This window comes from Streptomyces sp. NPDC049887, from assembly GCF_040656535.1.
Taxonomy (GTDB): domain Bacteria; phylum Actinomycetota; class Actinomycetes; order Streptomycetales; family Streptomycetaceae; genus Streptomyces.
Genome location: NZ_JBFAMM010000005.1, coordinates 144,518 through 168,495 on the forward strand (window position 1 = coordinate 144,518; position 23,978 = coordinate 168,495).

Below are 23,978 nucleotides of genomic sequence, written 5' to 3' on the forward strand. Positions count from 1 at the left end.
CCCCGACCGACAGAAGGGAATCCGGCGATGCGAGTCCTGTTCACCTCCGTCGAGGGCAATCACTTCCACCAGATGGTTCCGTTGGCGTGGGCCCTGCGCACCGCGGGCCACGAGGTGCTGGCGGCATGCAATGAGCAACTCGTCGACACCGTCACCCAGACGGGTCTGACCGCGGTGCCGATCCAGTCGCCGACCCTGTGGGAGCGGCTGGACGACTTCCAGAAGGAGGCGATCGCCCTCTTCAACGAGATCGGTACCCGCAAGCAGGACCCCTCGAAGGTGACCTGGGAGGACCACCTCGCCTACGAGAACATGGTGGTCCCCGCCCTCTACCAGCCGCTCAACAACGACGCGCAGCTCGACCAGCTGGTGGAGGTGGCCCGCGGCTGGCAGCCGGACCTGGTGCTCTGGGAGAGCTTCTCCATCGCGGGGGCGGTCGTCGCCGTCGCCACCGGCGCCGCCCACGCGCGCCTGGTGTCCGGCCCCGAGCTGGCCCTGCAGATGGTCACCCGCGGGCACTTCCTGCGCCATCGGGCCCAGCAGCCCGAGCCGCTGCGCGAGGACCCGACCGCCGAGTGGCTCGACTGGACGCTCGAACGCCTCGGCAGCGACCGGCGGTTCGACGAGACGATGCTGACGGGCCAGTGGGTCGTGGACACCCGGCCCGGCAGACTGCGCCAGGAGCTCGACCTGCCCACGGTGCCGATGCGCTACGTCCCGTACAACGGGCGGTGCGCCGTGCCGAGGTGGCTCCACGAACCGGCGCAGCGCCGACGGGTGTGCGTCACCCTCGGCACGTCCATCACCAGCGAGGAGTCCGAGCGGTTCCGGCTGGGCGACACCCTCGCCGCCCTGTTCCGGAGCCTGGCCGGACTGGACGTCGAGATCATCGCCGCGCTCGACCCGGCACAGCGCGAGGCCCTGCCCGAGCTGCCCGACAACATCCGCACCACCGACTTCGTCCCGCTCAACGAACTGGCCCCGTCATGCTCGGTGATCGTGCACCACGCCGGCTACCAGACGAAGGCCACGGCGGACCTGCACGGCGTCCCCCAGGTCGTCATCGTGGGCTACGAGTGGGTGAGCGAGGACATGGGGGAGGAGTACGAGAAGTCGGGCACGACCCTGGCCGTCTCCGCCCGTGACCTGACCGCCGACGTGCTGCGGGAGAGGATCCTCCGGCTGCTCGACGACCCCTCGTACACCGAACGGGCCAGGGAACTCCGCGAGGAGATCCGCGCCATGCCGACACCCAACGAGGTCGTGCCCGTCCTCGAGAAGATGACCAGGGAGCACCGGCACGGAACGTGACCGGCCCCGCCGGACCCGTGACGGTGGACCAGTGCTCCTCATGCCTTCCTCGAGACCGGTGCGACAGCGTCGTCGGCATGCCGAATCCGTGGGACCTCCCCGACGAACTGCCCACCGACCTCCCCGTCGCGCGCTGCGAACTGCCCGACGGCCGCGCGGTGTCGGCGGTGCAGGAAGCGGAAGCACACACCCTCTGGGAGGAGATCAACAGCGCCGCCCCCTACCGCAGGGCCGCCGAGGGCCTCCGACCCGACGAGGCCGTCGTCGACGTCGGCGCACACATCGGCCTGGCGTCCCTGCTCTTCGCCCGACTGGCGCCCGACAGCCGCCTGATCGCCTTCGAACCCGCCCCCAAGGCCTACGCCTGCCTCGAGGAGAACCTGGCCCGTCACCTTCCGGGGGCGACGACGTGCCGGCAGGCGCTCGGAGCCGCACCCGGGAAGTCCGAGCTGATCTACCGCCCCTACGTGGCCTCGGCCTCGACCCTGTACGACGACGCCGAGGACGACGCCCGCAACCTCGAGGCGCATCTCGACAACATCGACGCGGACGAACGGACCAGGGAGGTCGTGCGCCGGACCTTCCACGTGACCCGGCGGGTGCCGGTCGAGGTGACCACCCTGACCGCCGTCATGACGGAGCACCACGTGGAGCGCGTGGGCCTGCTCAAGATCGACGTCGAACGCGGTGAACTCGACGTCCTCGACGGCATCGATCCGGCCTGCTGGCCCCGTATCCGGCGGATCCTGCTCGAAGTCCACGACATCGACGGCAGGCTCGGCCAGGTCGTGTCGCGCCTGGTCGGTCTCGGCTTCCGGGCCACGGCCTCCCAGTGGGGGGTCTATGTCGGGGGCAGCGTCCACCTGGTGCTCGCGGAGCGGGACTGACACGTCGAGGAGGAAGGACCGATGAGCGACGGCGCTGCGCGCCTGTCCGAACCCGGGGCCCCGAGCAGGCGCGCCCTCGCCCCCGATCTCGCCCGGGGCCTCATGCTGCTGATCGTCGCCCTGGTGCACGCCCACATGTTCGTGCGGGGGAGCGCCGTGGTGATCCGCGGGTACCCACCGGTGTCCGGCTCACCGGCGGACGCCCTGACGGCGGCGCTGCTCACCGTACTGGCCGACAGCCGCAGCTTCCCCATGTTCGCCCTGCTGTTCGGCTACGGCACGGGCCGGATCCTCGCCCGCGAGAGGGAGCGGGGACGGGACGGAGCCGGGGCCCGGGCGGTGCTGCGGCGGCGCTCACGATGGCTGCTGGTGTTCGGGTTCGCCCATGCGCTGCTGCTGTTCGCCGGGGACGTGCTCGGCGCCTACGGGCTGCTCGGACTGGTCGCGCTCGGTCTGACCGGTGTCCGTGACCGCACGCTGTTCACACTGGCGGGCGCCGCCGCCCTCGTGGGGGCGCTGCTGTACGGGGGCACGATGGCGGCGAACGCCTCCGGCGATCCGGGCGACACCGCCGCGGCGATGTTCCTGGCCGCCGAGCCGGCGACCGACGCCGCGTACCGCGTCGGCACCTGGCTGTTCACCACCCCGCTCTTCGCCGTCGTGTCCCTCGGGCCGTTCCTGATCGGTGCGCGGGCGGCCCGGCAGCGGATCCTGGAGGAACCGGGCCGACACTGGCTGCTGCTGCGGCGGGTGGCGGTGGCGGGCACCGTCACCGGCGTCGCCGGCGGGCTTCCCCTGGCGCTGATCACCTCGGGCACGTGGACGACCGCGCCCTCGGGCGTGACGCTGGGACTCAGCGTGCTGCACGTCCTGACGGGCTACGCGGGCGGCTGCGCACTGGCCGCGGCCGTCGCCCTGCTCGCGCTGCGCCTTGGCGAGCGGCGGAGCGGGGCGGTGGTGACGGCGGTCGCCGAGTGCGGCCGGCGGTCCATGAGCTGCTACGTCTGGCAGTCGGTCGTGTGGCTGGTGCTGTTCGCCCCGTACGCCTTCGGGCTCGGGGACCGGATCGGTGTCCACGGGTCGGCACTCGTCGCGTTCGGCGCCTGGTGCTGCGGTGTTCTGATCGCCGAACTGCTGCGCCGCCTGGACAGACGCGGTCCGGCCGAAGCACTGCTGTACCGGGCGACCCGCCGGGCCGGGAAACCGCCCGGCGCGCACCGACTCGGGAGCGCGGCGGCGCGGTCCACCGTGCCGCCGCGGCCCTGACCGCCGACCCGGCAGAGCCCCGCCCCGTCGTGCGCGGGGGCGGGGCCCTCGTGACGGTCGGCCCCGGACGCCGATGCCGGACCGGGCGCCACGAGGCCGTCGCGGTGGCTCAACCGGCGGGTGCGGCCGGCCGCGCAGGCGCCGGACCGGCCGCACGGCCCAGCAGCGGTTCCCACCAGTCACGGTTGTCGCGGTACCACCGGACGGTCTCGGGGAGTCCGCGCTCGAAGGGGATCCCCGGCTCGAAGCCGAGCTCCGTCCTGATCCTCTCGGCGTTCAGCGCGTACCGGCGGTCGTGCCCCGGACGGTCGGTGACGTGGTCCACCCGGTCCCAGCCGGCCCCGAACTCCCCGAGCAACAGCCGGGTCAGGTCCCGGTTCGTCAGCTCCGTCCCGCCGGCGACGTTGTAGACGGCACCCGCCCGGCCCGACTCCAGCACGAGCTGGACCGCCCTGCAGTGGTCGTCGACGTGCAACCACTCCCGCATGTGCATCCCGTCACCGTAGAGCGGGACGTTCCTGCCCTCCAGCAGGTGCGTGACGAACAGGGGGATGACCTTCTCGGGAAACTGGTGGGGTCCGTAGTTGTTGGCGCAGCGGGTGATCGTGGTCCACAGCCCGTGGGTGCGGTGGAAGGCCCGCACGATCAGATCGGCGGCCGCCTTGGACGCGGCATAGGGGGAGTTGGGCTCCAGCGGGGAGTCCTCCGAGGACGACCCCTGCTCCACCGACCCGTACACCTCGTCCGTCGAGACGTGCACGAACCGGCTCACCCCGGTGCGGACACAGCAGTCCAGCAGGGTGTGGGTGCCGGTGACGTTGGTGGTGACGAAGGGGGCGGAGCCGGCGATGGAGCGGTCCACATGGGACTCCGCCGCGAAGTGCACCACGGCGTCGTGGCCGGGCAGCAGGTCCATCAGCAGCCCGTGATCGCAGATGTCGCCCCGGACGAAGGCCAGCCTCGGACCGGAGGGTGGCAGATTGGTCAGCGTGCCGGCATAGGTGAGCTTGTCCAGGACGGTCACCCGCGCGTCCTCGTAGCCGCGGTAGCGGCCCGCGAGCAGGCTTCTGACGTAGTGCGAACCGATGAAGCCGGCACCGCCGGTGATCAGCAACCTCGTGGTGTGCGGCCCTTCGGACGCGGGCGGGGGAGACGGCGCGGACGGCGCTCCCCGGCGGACGGAATCGTGCCGGATGCCGCGGTGCCGTACAGGGTGGTCGTACCGCCGCTCAACGGGCCACGCTCGCCGTGACGTAGCGCACCGGAGTCTCGATCGACACCGGTCCGCCGTCCGTGCGCATGTCGTCCAGCGCCTCGGTGAGGCGGACCCGCAGCCGTTCCCGGTCGTCGTCGGGCAGGTGCTCCCACAACAGGCGCATGCCCTGGGTGTGGGACCACTCCACCCACACGGCGCCTGACGGGGCCACCAGGGCGACCGGTTCGTCGTTGGTCTCCACCTCGCCGAACCCCGCGGACTCCAGGGTCGCGCGCAGGTCGTCCTCCTTCGCCAGCCAGCTGTTGAAGCGCCGCTGGAGCTCCTCCGGCCGCCACTGGGCCGGCAGGTTCTCCAGCAGCGAGCGGGGGATGAGTTCCGTGAAGACCGGGGGAAGGAAGGGGAAGGTGTCGTCGGTGAACACCGGGCTGGTGAAGGCGATGCGTCCGCCGTCGGCGAGCAGCCGGGCATAGCGCGGCAGGGCGCCCCGTGCGTCCGGGAAGAAGATGAGGCTGTAGCTGCCGGTCACGAGGTCGAAGGAGCCCGGCGGCAACTCGGGGAACTCGCCGTCCATCACCCTGAGCTCCACATTGTCGGCCCCGGCGGCCGCGGCCTCCTTGCGCGCTTCCTCGATCATGGCCGGGGCGATGTCGATGCCGAGGACCCGGCCCGACTCCCCGACCAGCGAGGCGGCGTGGAAGAGGCAGGCGCCCCGGCCGCAGCCCACGTCCAGCACCCGCTCGCCGGGCTTCGGGGCGGCCCGCTCGACGAGGCGGCGGCCCATGGGTGTGAAGAAGGTGACCCCCAGCCGGTCGTAGGACCCCGCGGCCCGGTCGAAGGCCGCCGTGACACGGGCCTTGTACGTTGTGTCGTCCACGTGTGCTCCCAGGAAATCCCGCCGAATTGGCGGTACGGCCCACCATCGTCCGGCGGCCGCCTTCGAAAGCACTCGAAAACAGGTGGAGCATGGCTGGATCAAAACCCGGTGGGTCGTTCGTTCCCGGTATCGGGTTTACACGTCCTGAGCGGCAAAATAGGGTACTTCGATGACTCTCTCAGATCAGCCCGGAAACCAGCGGCTCGAGGCCGACAGTCATGACTTCATCGAGGTTCGCGGCGCCCGGGAGAACAACCTGGCCGATGTCTCCCTCGATATCCCCAAGCGCCGCATCACCGTTTTCACCGGTGTTTCCGGTTCCGGCAAGTCCTCGCTGGTCTTCGGCACCGTCGCCGCCGAGTCCCGGCGACTGATCAACGAGACGTACACGGCGTTCGTCCAGTCGTTCATGCCGAATTTCGGCCGACCTGATGTCGACGCACTGCGCAATCTGAGCGCGGCGATCGTCCTCGATCAGGAACGGATGGGTGCCAACTCCCGCTCGACCGTGGGCACCGCCACGGACGCGCACGCCATGCTGCGGGTCATTTTCAGCCGTTTAGGCACTCCGCACGTCGGCACGTCCGGAGCGTTCAGCTTCAATCTGCCCGAGGGCATGTGCCCCGACTGCCAGGGAATCGGCCAGGTGTCCGCTCTCGACGTCGACCGGTTGGTGGACGCCGAACTCTCCCTCGACGAGGGGGCGATCACGGTTCCCAACTTCAACGTCGGTTCCTGGTACTGGAAGTCGATCGCCCACTCCGGCTATTTCGACCCAGCCGTGAAGCTCAAGGACTACACCCCGACCCAGTGGCACGACCTGCTGCACAGGACCGCCACCAAGATCAGGCTCCTGCACGGCGGCGCCGGCAGCACCTACGAGGGTCTGGTGGTCAAGGTGCGCCGCCTGTACCTCGGCAAGGACCGGGACGCCCTGCAGCCCCACATCCGCGCCTTCGTCGACCGGGCCGTTGCCTTCGCCCGCTGCCGGGCCTGCGGCGGTGGCCGGCTCAACCCCGCCGCCCTCTCCTGCCGGATCGACGGGCTCAACATAGCCGAGTGCTGCGCCCTGCAGATCAGTGAGCTGGCCCGGTTCGTCCGGGCCGTCGACGCCCCCTCGGTGGCACCGCTGCTGACGAACCTGGGCGAACTCCTCGACTCGCTGGTGGAGATCGGCCTCGGCTATCTGAGCCTGGACCGCGAGTCGGGCACCCTGTCCGGCGGTGAGGCCCAGCGGGTCAGGATGGTGCGGCACCTGGGATCGAGCCTCACGGACGCCACCTATGTCTTCGACGAGCCCACCGTCGGTCTGCACCCGCACGACATCCAGAGGGTGAACTCCATCCTGCTCCGGCTGCGGGACAAGGGGAACACCGTCCTCGTCGTGGAGCACAAGCCGGAGCTGATCCGCATCGCCGACCACGTGGTCGACCTGGGCCCCGGCGCGGGACCGGCCGGCGGCAGGGTCTGCTACACCGGGGATGTCGCCGGGATGCGCCGGTCCGGGACGCTGACCGGGCGGTACCTGGACCACCGGGTGCGGACCAAGGAGCAGGTGCGTCGGCCCACCGGGCACCTGCCGATCACCGGTGCCACGACGCACAACCTCCGGAACGTCAGCGTCGAGGTGCCCCTCGGCGTGCTGACCGCCGTGACCGGCGTGGCCGGATCGGGCAAGAGTTCGCTCATCCACGGCTCGCTGTCCGGGCGGGACGGTGTGGTCGTGGTGGACCAGTCCGCGATCCGCGGTTCCCGGCGCAGCAACACGGCGACCTACACCGGTCTGCTCGACTCGATCCGCGCCACCTTCGCCAAGGCCAACGGCGTCAAGCCGGCGCTGTTCAGCCCCAACTCCGAGGGGGCCTGCCGCAACTGCCGGGGCATCGGACTTGTCTACACGGACCTGGCGATGATGGCGGGCGTCGCGACCGTGTGCGAGGAGTGCGAGGGCAAGCGGTTCATTCCCGAGGTCCTCACCTACACACTGCGCGGCAAGGACATCAGCGAGGTGCTCGCACTGACCGTGGACGAGGCCCGCGACTTCTTCACCACCGGCCAGGCCCGGATCGTCCTCGACCGGCTCGCCGACGTCGGCCTCGGGTACGTCGGTGTGGGCCAGCCCCTGACCACGCTGTCCGGCGGTGAGCGGCAGCGCCTCAAGCTGGCCGTCCGCATGGCCGAGAAGGCCGCCGTCTACATCCTGGACGAGCCGACGAGCGGACTGCACCTCGCCGATGTGGACCAACTGCTGAACCTGCTCGACCGGCTCGTCGACGACGGCAACACGGTCGTCGCCATCGAGCACCACCAGGCCGTGATGGCCCGCGCCGACTGGATCATCGACCTCGGACCGGGCGCGGGCCACGACGGCGGCCGGGTCGTGTTCACCGGCACCCCGGCCGGACTCGTCGCCGGCGGGGACACCCTCACGGCCCGGCATCTGCGCGAGTACGTCGCCGCGCCGGAAGCGTGAGGACGGACATCGCCACCCCGCCCCACCCCGGCGGTGGGGACCGGCCCGCGTCGACTGCCGGCCGGGCCTGGTCCAGCCGTCGTTGAGGCGGGCACGAGACGTCGGGGACACCATCGGCAGCACACGGGCCCACCGGAGAGCAGCGAATCCCGAACCGCCGGACACGGAACCCAGGCCCACACGGAACGCAGACCGAGCAATACGGCTTTGAATCGGAGTCCGTTATGGTTTCCACCATGCAGTCGCGGGCACTTCTCGTCGAGGGCGCGTTTGAATTCACCCCACGGGTGTTCGACGACGAGCGCGGCATCTTCGTATCGCCCTACCAGGAGTCGGCGTTCTCGGGTGCCACCGGGCTTTCGCTGTTCCGCGTTGCCCAGACCAATCACAGCAGGTCACGCAGGGGAGTGGTGCGCGGGCTGCACTACACCCTGACACCGCCGGGGTGCGGCAAGTACGTGTACTGCGCCCGAGGGAGGACGCTCGACATCGCGCTGGACGTCCGGGTGGGATCGCCGACCTTCGGCAGGTGGGACGCCGTGCTGCTGGACACCGAGGAATTTCGCGCCGTGTACTTCCCCGTCGGCGTGGCCCACGGCTTCGTCGCGCTCGAGGACGACACCGTCGTCTCCTATCTGCTCTCCGGCGAGTACGTCCCGGAGAACGAGCTGGCACTGTCGATCCTCGACCCGGAACTGGCCCTGCCCATCCCGGGCGACATCGATCCGGTCCTTTCGGGACGCGACCTCGCGGCACCCACCCTGGAGAAGGCCGCTTCGGACGGCCTGCTGCCCGACTACACCGAGTGCCTGGCGATCGACCGGGCGCTGCGGGCCGCCTGAGCCGCCCGGCGGTACGACGAACGGTGGCGGCCCACCGGAGACCGGTGAGCCGCCACCGACCGGCCGTGTCCGGCCGGCCCCTCGGCTCCCTCACCGTGGTGGTGCCGCACCCGGGGGCAACAGACCGTGCAGGCAGGCCACCAGGCTGCGGGCCTGGACGTTGAGGTAGTGGCTGTGCCGCAGGAGCGCGCTGAGCTGGTGCAGCGTCAGCCAGCGGTGGTTCCCGTCCTCCAGCGCCTCGGCCGCACCGTCGGCCTCCACGACGAGGTAGCGGTTCAGGGCGTGATGGAAGCGGCCGCCCTCCTCGGACAGCAGGCAGGAGAACCTGATCCGCTCCGGCGGGGCCGACAGCACGTCGTCCAGGAAGCGCGGCCGCGCCCCGTCGGGCAGCACCTCGTAGCTGTCCGGGACGCACTGGACGGTGGGCGAGAGCTCTACGCCGTCCACGTAGCCGGGTTGCGCGCCGGCCCGCATCAGCGCGTGGAGCACTCCGCCGATCTCCTTCACCAGTACGGCGATCACACCGATCCCGTGTGGCTCGACCATCGGCTGGGACCAGCCGCCGACCTCGCGGGTGCCGGCCGAGACGGTCACCCCGATCACGGAGAAGAAGCGGCCGCTGTCATGGCTGATCCGGTCCGGCGAACTGCGCCAGTCCCGCAGTTCGCTCAACGGCACCGGGTGCGTGGTGAGATCGCCCTGGGCGCGGTGCTCGGTGATCCAGCTCAAAATCTCCTCCATGCCGTGCGCACCGGCCCCTCCGCCGGCGCAGGAGCGGACCAGCGCATCCCGGAAACCGCCACCGGTGCCCAGCACGCCCTCGACACCGCCGCCGGCCAGGGGAAGACAGGACAGCGTCGTACGCGTGTCCATGTTGACGATGTCCTCGACCGCCAGCTGCCGGTATATCTCACCGAGCGTCATCCAACGGAAGTCCTCCTCGACGACGACGTCCTCCGCGACCTCCACGACGATGTTCCGGTTCCGCTTTCGGAAGAACCAGGCACCCTGTTCCGACTGCAGGACGTCGGCGACGACGTGGTGCCGGGTCCGGTCCTGGAAGTACGTCAGATAGGGCACCCCGCGGCCGTTGTGCAGCCGCAGGAAGTTGCTGCGGGTGGCCTGCACGGTGGGGGAGAGCTGCAGGTGGTTCTTGTTGCCGGGTTCGACCTTGGCCTGCATCAGGAAGTGCAGCACCCCGTCGAACTCGCGGGCCAGCAGACCCAGTACGCCGATCTCCGGCTGATGGATGATCGGCTGCTGCCAGTGGGGCACCGGGCCGGAGGGACACCGGACCCCGATGCCGTCGATGGCGAAAAAGCCACCGCTGCGGTGGCGCAGCGCCCCCGTGTGCGGGTCCCGGTCCCAGCCCGGCAGACTGTCGAGTTCCGCCCGTTCGACCCGCAGGCGGGACCGTTCACGGGCGGTGGCGAACCAGGTGGCGAACGTGGTCGCCTGTTCCACCCTGCACTCCTCGGTGAGGGCCGACCTCGCGAGCCGGGCCGGGAGCGTACCGGAGAGGGGCGGGGGCGGCTGGGCGATTCGGTTCACCAGGGGTTCCTTTGCGCTGGCAGGACGGGGTGTCGGGCACGCAGTGGTCCTCCGGGGCCGCGCTGCCGGTGAGAGCGGCCGTACCGGTGTCCTCGTACGCTCCGGTTCGGGCGGGGCCGCCGGCGGCGCGCACGGTTCAGTACAGTGCGGACGGCCCGCAAGGACCTCGAATTCCCCTGGACCCTCCCGGGAGGAGGAGCGGCCGGCGCGCCGGAGGGCGGCGGGTTCCGGTCACCGGGACGCGCACCGCCGGGGCCGCTCTCGGGCCCTACCGGCGGAATTCCAGCGTCCAGCCGGAGCCGGGCGTTCGGTTCGACCGTTCTTCGAGGACGGGACCCGAGGGTACGTGCATGACGACCCCACGCGATGGTGTCCCGTCGGACCCGGTCGCCGTCATGCGGCAGCAGCGAAGTCGGGCAGCGACCGGCCACACGGTTCGAACGCCCCGGGTGACCACCGGGAGACCGAGCGTCCGTCGTGCCTCCACCGCTGATGGCTTCCTACCCCGGCGGCTGGATCCACCCGGGTCGGTACCGGAATCGGTCCGCATTTCAATTTCAAACTTCAATTGACTGTTTCCCCGGCGTCCGGCCGGCCGGCGCGAAGACCGTCGGGTGTGCCATCTGGCCGCATCCGAGGTGTGCGTGTCGCGCGCCGGGCGGCCGCGGGGCGTGCAGTGGCCTGAATGTGTGCCGAGCATCGATGGAATGACCTTTTCCAGTTGTGCGACAAGGGCCGGCCGCGTAAAGATTACGGTTGGCCTCTTGCGGATATCACGCCAAGAGCGCATGTCATCGAACGGGGGACGAGATGGATTTTCGGCTGCTCGGGCCGTTAGAAATTCTCGACGGTGCACGCAATGTCGTGCCCACCGCACCCAAGCCGCGCCAGGTGATCGCCCTTCTGCTGATGCGGAGAAACACCCTGGTGCAGACATCGGAGTTGATCGACGAACTGTGGGAGAACGATCCTCCCGCGAGTGCGATGACCACCCTTCAGACGTACATCTACAAGCTCCGGAAAATCCTTACCGCGCGTAATTCGGTGGAAATTCTGCTCACCCGGCCGGGGGGATATACGCTGGCCGTCCCGGACTCCTGCACCGACCTCCACCAATTCGAAGTGGAAGCTGACGAGGGAAAAGCACTGCTCAAGAAGGGCGAGCCGGCCGCGGCAGCCGACGTCCTCAAGCGCGCCCTCGGGCGCTGGCGGGGCTCCGCACTCGTCGACGTCGTGCCGGGCGGCCTGCTGTCGTCCTACGTCACGCGGCTGGAGGAGCTCCGCGAGCGGACGCTCGATCTGCGCATCGAGGCGGATCTGCAGCTGGGGCGCCACCAGGAGCTGATCAGCGAGCTGAAGTCGCTTGTGCTCAGCCGCCCCCTGCACGAGAACGTGCACGCATCCCTGATGATCGCACTCCACCGCTCCGGGCGGCGCCACGAGGCCCTGGAGGTGTACCAGGCGCTGCGGCGCAGCATGATCGACAACCTCGGTCTGGAACCGGGCCAGGAGCTTCGGTCCCTGCACCAGGCGCTGCTGTCGGAGGGCACCGTCGGTGTGCCCTACGCGCCGCGCCGCCCCATCGTCCCCATCGAGCAGCACCATCGGACCGCCACCCCGCGTCCCGAGCCCGAGAAACCGACGGTGCCCGCGGCGGGCGCCGCGCCCCCGGCTCGCCCCGCGACCCATGGCGTTCCCGTTCCCGCGCAACTCCCGGCCGACCTCACGGACTTCACCGGGCGGCGGTCCGTCGTGGCACAGGCGCCCGCGGTCCTCGCCCGGGACGCGGAGCACACCCGTCCCCGCACGGCCACCCCCGTCGCCGTCATCAGCGGGATGCCGGGAGTGGGGAAGACCGCGCTCGCGGTGCACTTGTCCCACACCGTCCGATCGCTCTTCCACGACGGGCAGCTCTACGCGGACCTGTGCGGCTCCACCGGCCCCGCGGACGTACTCCACGGATTCCTGCGGGCCCTGGGGACGCCGGCCGGCGACATCCCGGCCGACCTCGAGGAACGGTCCAAGCTGTTCAGGTCCACCACGGTCGGCCGGCGGCTGCTGGTCCTGCTGGACGACGTGTCCTCGCCGGCGGAGGTGCGCCCGCTGCTTCCCGGCGATCCGGAGTGTGCCGTCGTCATCACCAGCCGCAGGCGGCTCCACGGTCTGGACGGCGCCTGGAACATCGACCTGGACGCCATGGACACGGCGGAGGGCAGCGAGTTGCTCTCCCACATCGTCGGCTTGGCGCGGGTGCGCCGGGAGCGGCAGGCCGCCGAAGAGCTCGTGGAGACCGTCGGCGGTCTCCCCCTGGCGGTGCGGTGCCTCGGAGGCCGTCTGAACGGCAGCCCGGGGCTCACCCTGTCCGGTCTGGCCCTGCAGCTGGCCTGTGCCGACAAGCTGCTGGACGAGCTGCGTCTGGGGGACCTCGACGTGCGGTCCCGGTACGACCGCAGCTACGAGGGGCTGGGCCGCGTGGAACGGAGCGTCTTCCGGCTGCTGAGCATCCTCCCGTCGAGGCAGTTCACCACCGACTCCGTCGTCGAACTCCTCGGCAGCGACCGCCGCACGGTGGAACGTCAGCTCGAGCGCTTCGTCGACGGCCACCTCATCAGCATCCGGTGGGAGAACGACACCGCCCACTACGCCATCCCCGCAGTGACCCGGGCCTACGCCCGTGAACGGCTGCTGGACACCCTCTGGCACGACGGGCTGGACCACGAGAGAGGGCGGCAGCAGATCGCGGAGTCCACGACCGCGTCCGGCGAACCGGCCACCGAGCGCCGATCACGGCGCTCCCAGAGAACTCCCAACCGAAGCGCCCGGACGGCACTGCCCGCCGGCGTCCGCCCGGACTGCAATCGTTGGTGAGAGGGGCCGAGACCCCGGCTGGGGCGACGCCCCCGCTTGTTCCCGGATGCGCATGACGGATCGAATCGGCTGACCGGGCGCCCTGGCCGGCGTCGGCCGAGCGCCCTCGCCCCTCTCCGTCACGCCTGTCCGCAGGACGGGCTTGCCGTGCGGGCGGTCAGCTCGCCGCGTCGGCGGCGCGCCGGGGGAGCTTCCAGCCGGGGCGGGGGAAGTGGCAGGTGTAGCCGTCCGGGTACCGCTCCAGGTAGTCCTGGTGCTCCGGCTCCGCCTCCCAGAAGGCGCCCTCGGGCGCCACCTCGGTCACCACCGGGCCCGGCCACAACCCGCTGGCCTCGACGTCGGCGATGGTGTCGAGCGCGACGCGCCGCTGCTCCTCGTCCGTGTAGTAGATCGCGGAGCGGTAGCTGCGGCCGATGTCGTTGCCCTGGCGGTCCTTGGTGGTCGGGTCGTGGATCTGGAAGAAGAACGCCAGCAGATCCCGGTAGCTCGTCGCACCGGGGTCATAGACGATCTCGATCGCCTCGGCGTGGTCCCCGTGGTTCCGGTGAGTGGCGTCGGGGGTGTCGCCCCCGGTGTAGCCGACCCGGGTCGCCAGCACGCCCGGCTGTCTGCGGATGAGGTCCTGCATCCCCCAGAAGCAGCCGCCCGCCAGAACGGCCCTCTCGGTACGGGCAGTCATGTCCCACTTCCTTTCTGTCCGGTCCCCAGTCTCCTCCGGCCGCTGCGTCCCGGGCCAACGGGGGGGTGGCCCGGGTACCCGGCGGACGCCCGCACGGTCAGGCCCAGGGGCGCGACGCCGTCGTCCGCGCCGGTCGCACTTCATGATCTGAAGTCACTTCTCTGAAGGAAAGGGCACGCGGCTGCTCAGTGGTGCTACAGACTGGGTCCATGAATTCAATACTCGAACTCAGATTAGCGACACGACAGTTGATTGGTTCAACTGTCGGCGTGACGATGGCGGCTGCGCTGCTCTCGGCAGGTGCGGCCCAGGCGGCGCCGGCACCGGCCGGGGGAGGCGAACCGGCTCCCGGGTGCGTCCAGTACGCGGCGAGCTGGCGCTACACCCATGTCGGCAACGGCTGCGACACCGCGTACCGGCTGACGGTCGAGTACGCCGACGGCACCGACGTGCCGTGCCGTGAGGCGCAGCCCGGGACGACGGTCACGTTCCCCGGGTACGGCACCGGTGGCAACGCCGTGCTCGGGGTGCGGCTCTGCCCGTCGCCGTCCGCCTGAGCCCTTGCCGAGAGGCCCCGCATCGGCCGGCCGCTCACCGGCGTCACCGGCCCGTCCGCCCCCACCGTAGGGTGGCGCGCCATGGACACACGATTCCGCACCGGTGAGGCCATCGTCCGCCGGGAGATGCTGGACGGGCGCGAATGGCTGGTCCACCCGGTGCGGGTGGCCGGTGACGACGAGCACGCGCTCGCCGTGTACCTGGCCCAGGGCACACCCCTCACCTTCGGTCACGGGAAGTTCCGCTGGGGCCCGCACCCCTGGCGCGAGTTCCCCCACGTGTGGCAGTCGAGCGGTGTGCTCCAGCTCCAGCGCCCGGGCGAGGGCTACGCGGTGTGGGGCCGCTGGGAGAGCGGTGGACTGAAGGAGTGGTACGTCAACTTCCAGGCGCCGTACACCCGTACGGCGCGCGGGTTCGACACTCTCGACCACGAGCTGGACCTCGTCATCCCGGGCGACGGTTCCCCGTACCGGTGGAAGGACGTCGAGCACTTCGAGGAACGCGTGCGCACGGGCGGTTTCACGCCCGGGGAGGCGGCCGCCGTGCGGGCGGCCGCCTCCCACGTCGCCGACCTCGTCGAGCGCGGTGAGTGCTGGTGGGAACGGTGGCGGGAGTGGACGCCGCCCGCCGGGTGGGACGTCCCCGCACCCGTCGCCCTGGCGGACGGCGGCGCCCCGGGCGGGCGCTGAGGACCGCAGCGCCCCGGTGGCGCCCGCGCCCCGCGGCCCCGCCCGGCGCGACCGCCCGGACCAGGAGGGAGGCCCGGAGCCCGGGCGTTCCGGGCTCGCGTTGCGCCCGGTTCCCGGGGACGGCAGCATGGTGGGACGGCCCGCGGGACGGGCCGTCCGCCGGTGAGCCGGCGGCGACCGCCGGGACCACCGGCGTGCCGACGGTGCGGCGATTCTCCCAGATCAGCCGGTCATTCCGGGAACGGCTGAGCGGGCGCCCCGGGCGCCACGGAAGTCCGAGCGACTCCACCACGAGACCGATCAGCGTTCTAGCACCAGACGGATCTGCCACTCGGGTACACCGGCGGCGTCGGCGCGGAGGCGGCCGATGCGGGCCGCGGCGCGACACAAGGCGCCGGGCGTCGTCCGGTACGGCGGCCATGTCGGGCGGCGAAGCACCGAACAACGACGTGTCCGTTCACTCATCGCTCCGGACGAAGCTGGGAGTGAGCCATGACGACTGGGACCGCGTTGCACTGGATCGACGGCGCCTGGGTGGGGCCGGGCGGCCGAGGCGCCGGCATCCGCCCGGCGCGGGGGGAGCGGGGTACGGACCGACGCGCCGCTGACGGACAGGAGATGGCGGCACGGGCGCTCCTGGCGGCCCGGCGGGCCTTCGGCGAGACCCGCTGGAAGGACGACCGGCATCTGCGCGCGAGGGCCCTGCACGAGATGGCGGACGTGTTCGCCGCGCACATCGGGCAGTTGACCGAGGCGCTGGCCCAGGCGGACGGAAGGCCGAGGCAGCACGCGCGCTTCGAGGCGGAGACGGTGCCCTCCCGGCTGCGGTACTTCGCCTCGCTCGTACGCACCGGGCACGGGCGCGCCCTCGAAGTCGCCCCGGGGAACTGCGCCCTCGTGCTGCGGCGCCCGCGCGGTGTGGCGGGAATCGTCGTGCCGGGCCGGTCACCGGTCGTCCTGCTCATCTGCTCCCTGGCCCCGGCCCTGGCGGCCGGCACGACCAGCGTGGTGCGGATGCCGGGGCAGACCGCGCGCGTCAACGCCCTGGTCTTCCGGATCTTCTCCGAGGTCGAGTCCCTGCCGCGAGGCGTCGTCAACGGGTTCACGGAGGACGACGGCGCGGGCGCCCGGTACCTGGTCGCCGCGGCCGATGTGCCGTGCGCTCTCGACGGGACCGCCGGGGAGGCGTCGGCGATGGAGGACTTCGTCGAGTACGAGCGTGTGACGATCACCCCGGGAAGCATTCAGCGGTAGCGGCGTCCGGGGCGGGCCTGCTTCCCGCCCCTCGGCGGGCGGTTGACGGAGCGTCATGCGTGACGGCGCGACCCGACCCCGATCCGGCGCGGACGGGGACCGGTGTCACCGCCACGGCCCCCGCCCGGTGCACGATCGCCACCGCGGCGAGGGCCGCGGCCATGCCGACCCCGGTCCGCACGCCGAACGGCTCCCCGTGGAGCAGCGCTCCCCACACGGCCGTCACCGGCGCCATCAGGAACATCAGAGCATTGACCCGGGCCACCCCGGAGCGGCGCAGGATCAGCCAGTACAGGCCGTACCCGCCGAGGGTGGAGAGCGCCACCAGCCAGACGACCGCCGTCCAGAAGGAGGCGTCGGCAGGAGGTGCGGCGGTCCCGGTGGCCGAGGCGAGGGCGGTGAAGACCACAGCACTGGTGGCGCAGTGGACCGTGAGGGCGACCGAGGGGGGCGTATCCGCAGGCGCGCGGCGCTCCAGGAACGTCGCTGCGACGAGGGAGAGCATCCCCAGGAACGGCACGAGGTAGGCCCACGTCGCCACCCCCCGGGTGGCGCCCGCGTCGGCCGCCGTCACGACCGCGACACCCGCGAGCCCCAGGAGCAGGCCGCACCACTGCCGGCCGGTGACGCGCTGCCGCAGCAGCGGCCCGGCGAGCGCGCCTGCGACCAGCGGCTGGGTGGCGTCGACCAGGGCGGTGGTGCCCGTGGAGACGCCGAGCCGGATCGCCGCGTACACCGTCAGCAGGTACCCGCTCTGCGAGAGCAGGCCGATCGCCGACTGCCGCAGGAGACCGCGCCGGGTCACACCCCGCCAGGAGTCGCGCAGGAGTGTCGCGGCGAGCAGCGCGAGTACGGCGGTGAGGGGGACGAAGCGCCACATCAGCACGGTCACCGCGGCCGCGTCGGCCGTGCCGAGCTTCGCGCCGATGAATCCGGAGCTCCAGCAGATCACGAAGGCGGCGGACAGAAGTGGGTTCACAGGCTTCACCACCAGGCGATGGGGTCGGACGACTCTCTGTAGACAGACCTGTTTACTTACTCCCCGCCACTATACAGATCGGTATACTTCTCGCCATGGTCCCCACGACGCGGCCGGCAGCCCTCCGGCGCATCACCCTGACCCCCGGCGCCCGACGCGTTCTGGAGGCCGCCTCACGGCTGTTCTACGAGCACGGCATCCACGCCGTCGGGGTGGACCTGATCGCCGCCGAGGCCCGGGTGACCAAGAAGACCCTCTACGACCGCTTCGGCTCCAAGGACCAGCTGGTCGTGGAGTACCTCGCCGACCGCGACGAGCGATGGCGCGACTTCCTCGCGGGCCGCCTGGCCGAGGCCGGCCCCTCACCCGAGGACGGCGTCCTCGCCGTCCTCGACGCCTCCCGCGACTGGTCGGAGCGGCACGGCACCCGCGGCTGCAGCATGGTCAACGCGCACGCCGAGATCGACGACCCCGGGCACCCCGCCCACCAGGTCATCGCCGGTCAGAAGCAATGGATGCTCGCCCTCTTCACCGACCTCGCGCGTTCCGTCGCCCCCGACGGCGCGCAGATGCTCGGGCGCGACCTGATGCTGCTGCACGAGGGCGCCCTCGTGGCGTACGGGCTGGGGATCTTCCCGGATCCCTTCGGCGCAGCTCGCGAGCAGGCCCGCGCCCTGCTCGCGGCGGCTTCCGGCCCGCGCCCGGACGGCTGCTCGTAGGCTTCGCGCAAGCCCCCGCGAGGCGCCCGGCCGGCCTCACTCCCGCACACGGGCGATGAGCAGCGCCACGTCGTCCTCCACGGTGCCCCGCCGCAGCGAGTCCAGGAGGCGGTCGCACGTCTCCTCGAGACCCGCCGCCGGCCCCGCCATCAGGGTGAGGAGCACATGCAGCCGGGTGTCGATGTCCTGGTCGCGCGTCTCCACCAGACCGTCGGTGTAGAGCACGAGGGTGTCCCCGGGGCTCAGCGCGAAGTCGACGGAGCAGAAGTCCACCCCGCCGACGCCCAGCGGGACCCCGGTGGGCAGGTCGAGCAGCACCGGCGCCTCACCGGGCCGCTGCAGCACCGGCGGCAGATGACCGGCCGTGGAGATGCACACCCGGCCCTCGTGCGGGTCGTACAGGGCGTACAGGCACGTCGCGATGTACGGCTCCAGCTCACCCGTGATCGCGTCCAGGTGCCGCAGCACCTCGTCGGGCCCGAGGCCCAGCGAGGCGAGGGTCTGGGTGGCGGTTCGCAGCCGCCCCATGGCCGTCGCCGCGTTGATCCCGCTGCCCATGACGTCCCCCACCACCAGCGCGGTCCTCCCGCCGCTCAGGGGGAGGATGTCGAACCAGTCGCCGCCGACCTCGCTGACCGCTCCCGCGGGCTGGTAGCGGGAGGCGACCTCCAGCCCCACCAGGTTCGGCGGATGCCGGGGCAGCAGACTGCGCTGGAGGGCGAGTGCGGCGTTGCGCTGCTGGTGGTACCAGCGGGCGTTGTCGATGCACACCGCGGCCCGGCTGGCCAGTTCGCTGGCGAGCAGCACGTCGTCGGAGTCGAACGGGACGGGGTTGCGGAAGCGCTTGAGGTCCAGCGCCCCGAGCACCTCCCCGCGGGCGATCAGCGGCACGGCGAGGTACGAGTGCACCCCGGCCGCCGCCAGGAGCACCGCCGCCGAGGCGTCCCGCGCGATGCGGGACAGGTCGTCGTTCGCCACCTGCGGCACCACGATCGGCTCGCCCGTCTGCACGCACTGGGTGACCAGCCGGTCGGCCGCGTAACGCGTGATCTCGCCCGGAGGGTCCGCGGCCTGCACGGCGACGGTCGGGTGCGCGGCGGCGACGGCGAGCGCGCGGAACACCGCCGTGCCCCCTGCCTGCACCGACTCCCGGCGCCCCTCGACCGCCGAGTCCAGCACGTCCACCGCGGCGATGTCGGCGAGCTCCGGCACCGTCACGTCGGCCAGTTCCCGGGCGGTCTCCCACAGGTCCAGGCTGGTGCCGATGCGCATCGACGCGTCGGCCACCAGGGACAGCCGGTGCCGGGCCCGCTCCGCCTCCTTGGCGGCGTGGTGCCGGTCCGTCACGTCCACCACGGACGCCGCGACCCCGAGGATGCGGCCACGAGGGTCCTCGAGCCGGTACAGGGACACCGACCAGGCGCGCTCGGTGTCCTCGTCGGACGGTGTACGCCCGAGCACCTGCCGGTCCACCATCGGCGTGCCGGTCTCCAGCACCCGGCGCATCGCGGCCTCGAGCCGGGCGGCGTCCAGGAACGGCAGGGTCTCGCTCACCCGCCGGCCCACGTGCTGCTCCGCCGGGAGCCCGCTCACCCCCGCCAGCGCCGGGTTGACCGTCACGCACCGCAGATCGGGGTCGAGCACGGCCAGACCGATCGGCGACTGGTCGACCAGCCGCACCGAAAGGGCCAGGTCGCGCTCCACCTGGCGCAGTGTCTCCTGGCTGGTGGACAGCCCCAGCGCGTAGAAGCCGCCGTGCCGGTCCTGGAGCCGCATGTTGCGGAACTCCAGCTGCCGGAGCGCGCCGTCCTTGTGCCTGACCGGGAACACCCCGGCCCAGTTCTCGCCGCTCTCCATCACGCTCGAGAACAGTTCGAGGACGGTCTCGATGTGCTCCTCGTCGACCAGCAGCCGCAGCGCGTACTCGCCGAGCGCCTCCTCCGCGGTGTAGCCCAGCAGCTCCTCGGCCTGCCGGCTCCACAGGGCGATCCGCCCCTCGGCGTCCAGCACCACCGGTGCCAGACCGAGCACGTCGAGCAGCCCGCCGGGCGGGGCGGGGCCGGCCTCCACGCTCGGTACCAGGTCGCCGGGGAACGCCTCGGTGCCACCCATCCGCAGCTGCTCCTCCCGCCACCGTCACAGGGTATGTGTGCAGGTCATGCCCACCCCGCCGGAAACCCGGGCGCTCTCATCGTCCCTCCACGCCCGGATCCGTGCAGCTTCGGCCCCACCGGTCAGCCCGGCAGCTCCTGCTCGGTCCAGACAGTCTTGCCCTCATGTGCGTGCCGTGTACCCCACCGTGACGTCAGTTGTGCCACGAGCAGCAGTCCGCGGCCGCCCTCGTCGGTGCTGCGGGCCCGTCGCAGGTGCGGCGACGTGCTGCTCGGGTCGGAGACCTCGCAGATCAGACGGTGCAGTCGGATGAGTCTCAGGGTCACCGGACCACCGGCGTAGCGGTAGGCGTTGGTGACGAGCTCGCTCACGACCAGCTCGGTGGTGAAGATCATCTCCTGTAGGCCCCACTCGGTCAGCTTCTGGGAGGTCAGCACCCTGGCCCGGGCCGGAGTGGTCGGCTCGGCGGGCAGCACCCAGGTCGCGACCTGCTCGGACGCCAGGGTCCGGGTCCTGGCCAGAAGCAGCGCCACGTCGTCGGTGGGCCGTGCTGGAAGCAGCGCGTCCACCACCGACTGGGCCATGTCGTCCAGCGGCCGGTCCGGGCCCCGCAGGGCCTCCGACAGCCGGTCGAGACCCGCGTCGATGTCATGGGCCTCGCCCTCGATGAGCCCGTTGGTGTACAGAGCGAGCACGCTGTTCTCCGGCAGCTCCAGCTCCTCGGACTCGAACGGCAGCCCTCCGAGGCCCAGCGGCGGCCCGGCCGGCAGATCGGGCAGACTCACCTCGCCGTCCGGTGCGACGAGCGCGGGCGGCGGATGACCCGCGCGGGCCACGGAGCAGATCCGGGACACCGGGTCGTACACGGCGTACAGGCAGGTGGCGCCGACCACCTGCTCGCCGGGGGAGCCCTCGTCGCCCTGCTCCTGCTCGCCCGCCAGCCGGGTGACCAGGTCGTCGAGGTGGGACAGCACCTCGTCCGGCTCCAGGTCCAGATCGGCCAGGGTGTGCACGGCGGTGCGCAGCCTGCCCATCGTCGCCGCGGCGTTGATGCCGTGGCCCACGACGTCGCCGACGACCAGCGCCACCCGGGCCCCGGAGAGCGGGATCACGTCGAACCAGTCACCGCCGACGCCCGCCGAGCCGCCCGCCGGGAGGTACCGGTGCGCGACGCGCACCGCCGGCTGCGAGGGCACCTCGCGCGGAAGCAGCCGGCGCTGCAGGGCCAGTGCCGTCCGGTGCTGCTGCGTGTAGCGGCGGGCGTTGTCGATGGCGACCCCGGCCCGGGCCGCGAACTCGTTCGCCAGCGTCAGGTCGTCCTCCTCGAACGGTTCCGGGACGACGTACCGCCACAGGCACACGAGCCCCAGCACCAGGCCCCGGGCGGTCAGCGGCACGACCATCAGCGAGTGGACGCCCAGCGCCCGGGCGTGCTCGGCCCGTACGGGGTCCAGTCCCAGCTCCACGTCGCCGGGAGCCATGTGCGGAACCAGCACCGGGCGCCGGCTCACCAGGCATTGGGCCTGCGGAGAGTCCTTCGGGAACGACCTGAGGGTGCCCACCGGGTACATCACCCGCTCGGGGTACGGCGCGACCGACTTGAACGCGGCCCTGCGCAGCGGCCCGCCGCGCTCCGGGAACAGCGCCTCGCCCAGTCCGACCGCCGGCAGGAGGTCGACCGTCACACAGTCGGCGATCCCGGGCACGGCGACGTCCACCAGCTCCTGCGCCGTGGTCTCCACGTCCAGCGTGGTGCCGATGAGCTCGCTCGCCTCGTTCAGCATCGCCAGCCGGCGGCGCGCCCGGTGCCGGTCGGTGACGTCCTCGACGAGCTGGGTCACCCCCAGCGTCCGCCCGCCCGAGTCCTCCATGCGGAAGGCGGACACGGCGACGTACCGCTCGATCCCCGGTTCGACGAGCAGCCTGCAGGACTGCTCGGTGAAGATCATCGGAATCCCGGTCTCCAGGACCTCCTTCAGCCGGGACTCGATCGTCTCGGCGTCCACGGCCACCAGGAAGTCGCCGATGCGATGGCCCCTGGCCTGGTCGCTGGTGATGCCGCCGATATGGGCTATCGGCCGGTTGATCCGCAGGATCGCGAGATTCGGGTCGTGCACCGCCAGACCGATGGGGGAGCGGCGGAACAGCCCCTCCATGACCGACCGGTCGATCTCCCACTGGGCGACATCCTCGGCGGGCGCGCCCACCAGCAGCCACTCGTCCGCCCGGCCCGGCCGTATCACCCGTCTGGCCCGGACCCCGTAACGGGACCTGCGGCCCTCCCGGTCGAGGACCGGCACCACCCCGAACCAGCCGCCGTCCCGTACGCAACCCGCCGCGGCCTCCAGCACGAGGCCGCGGTCCGGCCCGTCGACGAGGAAGTCCTGCGCACGGCGGCCGAGGGCCTCCTCGCCGGTGTACCCCAGGAGTTCGGTCGCGCGCTCGCTCCAGCCGACCACCGACCCCCGCTCGTCCAGCACGACGGAGAGGGCCCGCCCCAGCGAGAACGGGTCCTCCGGGCTCTCACTGATCAGGGTCACGGATCCGGTCATCACTCTCATGCTCCACCGGCTCCGACGGTTGCGCACGCCCCGTGGCCCACTTGACACCGATCCACCGGGAGCCCCGGACCGGCGGCCGGCACGCCCGGCGGCGGACCGGCGCGGGCGCGACGGCGGACGGTCCTCCGCGGTCGCCGGCATGCGATCTTGATCGCCGCGACGCACCCTGGAGCCATGGCGGCCGTCCGCCCGTGGGGTGTGCCCCCGGGCGCGCCCGTTCGCCGATGCGCCTGCGCGCGGGCTGCGTTCACCGGTCACCCCTCCCAGGCCGGCTCCTGCCCGGCTCCCACCGATGCCGCCCGGCGGCGACATGTGCCCGCCCGGCCGAGGGCAGGACGGGGGCGTACCGCGATGCCGGGCTGCTCCACCCCGACCGACCCCGTGTCAGAAGGCTTCCGGGACTCCGCGGTGACGGCCCGCCGCCCCGCGCCCGTTGGGCCCGGGGCCTCGACCCGCTGCCGGTGATCGACTCGCCGCTGAGGTGCGGGGTGCGGGCCGGTTCGGTGCGGACCACGCTCTTTCACGCGGTGAACCCGCAGGCGTCCTGCGGAAGCCTCCGCAGGCCGGGGCCGGGGCCGGGACCGTGGACCCGGTACGCCGCCGGGTCCACGGCCGCGGGTCCTCCCGCACGCTGCCCGCCGGTGCGGACTCGCCCGTGTCGCTGTTGGGCCGAACGGGTGAGGGGCGCGAAGATGGTCGCATGAGCAGGTACGAGAGGTACGACGTCACCGACGAGCAGTGGGAGGGCCTGGCCCAGGTCGTGCCGCTGCGGGGCCGCAACGAGTGGCCCTCGCGCGTGGACCACCGCACGATCCCCCGGGACGGCCTGGCCGCCGCCGCGCCCGGCGCCGAGCCGGAGCAGCGCCGGATGGTCGTCCTGCGCGTCCAGGTCTTCGCCGATGCGCGCGAGGTCGCCGAGCACCTCGTCGCCCGGGTCCCCGTCCTGCTCGACCTCACCAGTGCCGACGCCGAAGTGGCCAAGCGCATCCTCGACTTCAGCAGCGGCGTCGTCTTCGGTCTCGGCTGCGGGATGCACCGCGTCGACCGCAATGTGTTCCTGCTCGCGCCCGTCGGCACGGAGGTCGACGGTCTCGCGGCGGCCGCGGTCCCCCATTCGTAGGAAGCGTTTCCAGAGGTAA

Annotated in this window: 18 protein-coding genes; 11 read left to right on the forward strand and 7 right to left on the reverse strand. The window is 71.9% G+C overall.

The annotated features are described in order from the left end of the window. Positions 1-27: 27 nt before the first annotated feature. From AB0J10_RS08395 to AB0J10_RS08405, 3 genes are all read left to right on the forward strand, one after another. Positions 28-1,311 carry an activator-dependent family glycosyltransferase gene (locus AB0J10_RS08395; protein ID WP_363059112.1) on the forward strand — a complete coding sequence of 428 codons (1,284 nt, stop codon included), beginning with the start codon at positions 28-30 and terminating at the stop codon, positions 1,309-1,311. A 77-nt stretch (positions 1,312-1,388) separates the two neighbouring features. Next, positions 1,389-2,198 carry an FkbM family methyltransferase gene (locus tag AB0J10_RS08400; RefSeq protein WP_363059114.1) on the forward strand — a complete coding sequence of 270 codons (810 nt, stop codon included), beginning with the start codon at positions 1,389-1,391 and terminating at the stop codon, positions 2,196-2,198. Between the two features lie 21 nt (positions 2,199-2,219). Continuing rightward, positions 2,220-3,464, forward strand: coding sequence for a DUF418 domain-containing protein (locus AB0J10_RS08405; protein ID WP_363059116.1), 1,245 nt, complete (start codon positions 2,220-2,222; stop codon positions 3,462-3,464). A gap of 109 nt (positions 3,465-3,573) precedes the next feature. Here the strand turns inward: AB0J10_RS08405 and rfbB are convergent, their stop codons facing one another. After that, the gene (rfbB, locus tag AB0J10_RS08410) at positions 3,574-4,578 is read right to left on the reverse strand and encodes a dTDP-glucose 4,6-dehydratase (RefSeq protein ID WP_363059118.1); all 1,005 of its coding nucleotides are present in this window, start codon (positions 4,576-4,578) and stop codon (positions 3,574-3,576) included. Between the two features lie 115 nt (positions 4,579-4,693). Continuing rightward, a complete protein-coding gene (locus AB0J10_RS08415; protein WP_363059120.1) occupies positions 4,694-5,554 on the reverse strand; it encodes a methyltransferase domain-containing protein in 861 nt (286 codons plus the stop codon). A gap of 169 nt (positions 5,555-5,723) precedes the next feature. Between AB0J10_RS08415 and AB0J10_RS08420 the strand changes: the two genes are divergently transcribed. Then, positions 5,724-8,027, forward strand: coding sequence for an excinuclease ABC subunit UvrA (locus tag AB0J10_RS08420; protein ID WP_363059122.1), 2,304 nt, complete (start codon positions 5,724-5,726; stop codon positions 8,025-8,027). A gap of 236 nt (positions 8,028-8,263) precedes the next feature. Continuing rightward, positions 8,264-8,869 carry a dTDP-4-dehydrorhamnose 3,5-epimerase gene (gene rfbC, locus AB0J10_RS08425; RefSeq protein WP_363059124.1) on the forward strand — a complete coding sequence of 202 codons (606 nt, stop codon included), beginning with the start codon at positions 8,264-8,266 and terminating at the stop codon, positions 8,867-8,869. Positions 8,870-8,959: 90 nt separating this feature from the next. Here rfbC and AB0J10_RS08430 read toward each other — a convergent pair whose 3' ends face one another. Next, entirely contained in the window at positions 8,960-10,420 is a 1,461-nt protein-coding gene (locus tag AB0J10_RS08430) for an NDP-hexose 2,3-dehydratase family protein (RefSeq protein WP_363059126.1), read from the reverse strand. 864 nt (positions 10,421-11,284) lie between these two features. Between AB0J10_RS08430 and AB0J10_RS08435 the strand changes: the two genes are divergently transcribed. Next, positions 11,285-13,288 carry a BTAD domain-containing putative transcriptional regulator gene (locus AB0J10_RS08435; RefSeq protein ID WP_363059128.1) on the forward strand — a complete coding sequence of 668 codons (2,004 nt, stop codon included), beginning with the start codon at positions 11,285-11,287 and terminating at the stop codon, positions 13,286-13,288. Between the two features lie 157 nt (positions 13,289-13,445). Here AB0J10_RS08435 and msrA read toward each other — a convergent pair whose 3' ends face one another. Continuing rightward, positions 13,446-13,967, reverse strand: a complete 522-nt coding sequence (msrA, locus tag AB0J10_RS08440; protein WP_363059130.1) for a peptide-methionine (S)-S-oxide reductase MsrA — start codon at positions 13,965-13,967, stop codon at positions 13,446-13,448. Between the two features lie 275 nt (positions 13,968-14,242). Between msrA and AB0J10_RS08445 the strand changes: the two genes are divergently transcribed. The 3 genes from AB0J10_RS08445 to AB0J10_RS08455 all read left to right on the forward strand — a co-directional run bounded on the left by AB0J10_RS08445 (position 14,243) and on the right by AB0J10_RS08455 (position 16,468). Then, positions 14,243-14,524: an alpha-amylase gene (locus tag AB0J10_RS08445; protein WP_363059418.1), complete on the forward strand. Its 282-nt coding sequence runs from the start codon at positions 14,243-14,245 to the stop codon at positions 14,522-14,524. An 81-nt stretch (positions 14,525-14,605) separates the two neighbouring features. Next, the gene (locus AB0J10_RS08450; protein WP_363059132.1) at positions 14,606-15,214 is read left to right on the forward strand and encodes a DUF402 domain-containing protein; all 609 of its coding nucleotides are present in this window, start codon (positions 14,606-14,608) and stop codon (positions 15,212-15,214) included. Positions 15,215-15,706: 492 nt separating this feature from the next. Next, positions 15,707-16,468: an aldehyde dehydrogenase family protein gene (locus AB0J10_RS08455; protein ID WP_363059134.1), complete on the forward strand. Its 762-nt coding sequence runs from the start codon at positions 15,707-15,709 to the stop codon at positions 16,466-16,468. Here the strand turns inward: AB0J10_RS08455 and AB0J10_RS08460 are convergent. After that, entirely contained in the window at positions 16,443-17,447 is a 1,005-nt protein-coding gene (locus AB0J10_RS08460) for a DMT family transporter (RefSeq protein WP_363059136.1), read from the reverse strand. The two genes, AB0J10_RS08455 and AB0J10_RS08460, sit on opposite strands and share 26 nt — an antisense overlap. A gap of 95 nt (positions 17,448-17,542) precedes the next feature. Here AB0J10_RS08460 and AB0J10_RS08465 point away from each other — a divergent pair, with 95 nt between their 5' ends. Continuing rightward, positions 17,543-18,166: a helix-turn-helix domain-containing protein gene (locus AB0J10_RS08465; RefSeq protein ID WP_363059138.1), complete on the forward strand. Its 624-nt coding sequence runs from the start codon at positions 17,543-17,545 to the stop codon at positions 18,164-18,166. A 36-nt stretch (positions 18,167-18,202) separates the two neighbouring features. Here AB0J10_RS08465 and AB0J10_RS08470 read toward each other — a convergent pair whose 3' ends face one another. Together AB0J10_RS08470 and AB0J10_RS08475 are read right to left on the reverse strand one after the other, a co-directional pair. After that, positions 18,203-20,278 carry a SpoIIE family protein phosphatase gene (locus tag AB0J10_RS08470; protein ID WP_363059140.1) on the reverse strand — a complete coding sequence of 692 codons (2,076 nt, stop codon included), beginning with the start codon at positions 20,276-20,278 and terminating at the stop codon, positions 18,203-18,205. 122 nt (positions 20,279-20,400) lie between these two features. After that, positions 20,401-22,830 carry a SpoIIE family protein phosphatase gene (locus AB0J10_RS08475; RefSeq protein ID WP_363059142.1) on the reverse strand — a complete coding sequence of 810 codons (2,430 nt, stop codon included), beginning with the start codon at positions 22,828-22,830 and terminating at the stop codon, positions 20,401-20,403. Between the two features lie 709 nt (positions 22,831-23,539). On the opposite strand from AB0J10_RS08475, the gene AB0J10_RS08480 reads away from it, so the two are divergent. Further along, positions 23,540-23,959: a cell division protein SepF gene (locus AB0J10_RS08480; protein WP_363059144.1), complete on the forward strand. Its 420-nt coding sequence runs from the start codon at positions 23,540-23,542 to the stop codon at positions 23,957-23,959. Positions 23,960-23,978: the final 19 nt, after the last annotated feature.

Coding starts and splice junctions, on each gene's coding strand:
- AB0J10_RS08395 (WP_363059112.1), top strand. CDS start 28: ATGCGAGTCCTGTTCACCTCCGTCGAGGGCAATCACTTCCACCAGATG.
- AB0J10_RS08400 (WP_363059114.1), top strand. CDS start 1,389: ATGCCGAATCCGTGGGACCTCCCCGACGAACTGCCCACCGACCTCCCC.
- AB0J10_RS08405 (WP_363059116.1), top strand. CDS start 2,220: ATGAGCGACGGCGCTGCGCGCCTGTCCGAACCCGGGGCCCCGAGCAGG.
- AB0J10_RS08420 (WP_363059122.1), top strand. CDS start 5,724: ATGACTCTCTCAGATCAGCCCGGAAACCAGCGGCTCGAGGCCGACAGT.
- rfbC (WP_363059124.1), top strand. CDS start 8,264: ATGCAGTCGCGGGCACTTCTCGTCGAGGGCGCGTTTGAATTCACCCCA.
- msrA (WP_363059130.1), bottom strand. CDS start 13,967: ATGACTGCCCGTACCGAGAGGGCCGTTCTGGCGGGCGGCTGCTTCTGG.
- AB0J10_RS08445 (WP_363059418.1), top strand. CDS start 14,243: ATGGCGGCTGCGCTGCTCTCGGCAGGTGCGGCCCAGGCGGCGCCGGCA.
- AB0J10_RS08450 (WP_363059132.1), top strand. CDS start 14,606: ATGGACACACGATTCCGCACCGGTGAGGCCATCGTCCGCCGGGAGATG.
- AB0J10_RS08455 (WP_363059134.1), top strand. CDS start 15,707: ATGACGACTGGGACCGCGTTGCACTGGATCGACGGCGCCTGGGTGGGG.
- AB0J10_RS08465 (WP_363059138.1), top strand. CDS start 17,543: ATGGTCCCCACGACGCGGCCGGCAGCCCTCCGGCGCATCACCCTGACC.
- AB0J10_RS08470 (WP_363059140.1), bottom strand. CDS start 20,278: ATGGGTGGCACCGAGGCGTTCCCCGGCGACCTGGTACCGAGCGTGGAG.
- AB0J10_RS08475 (WP_363059142.1), bottom strand. CDS start 22,830: ATGACCGGATCCGTGACCCTGATCAGTGAGAGCCCGGAGGACCCGTTC.
- AB0J10_RS08480 (WP_363059144.1), top strand. CDS start 23,540: ATGAGCAGGTACGAGAGGTACGACGTCACCGACGAGCAGTGGGAGGGC.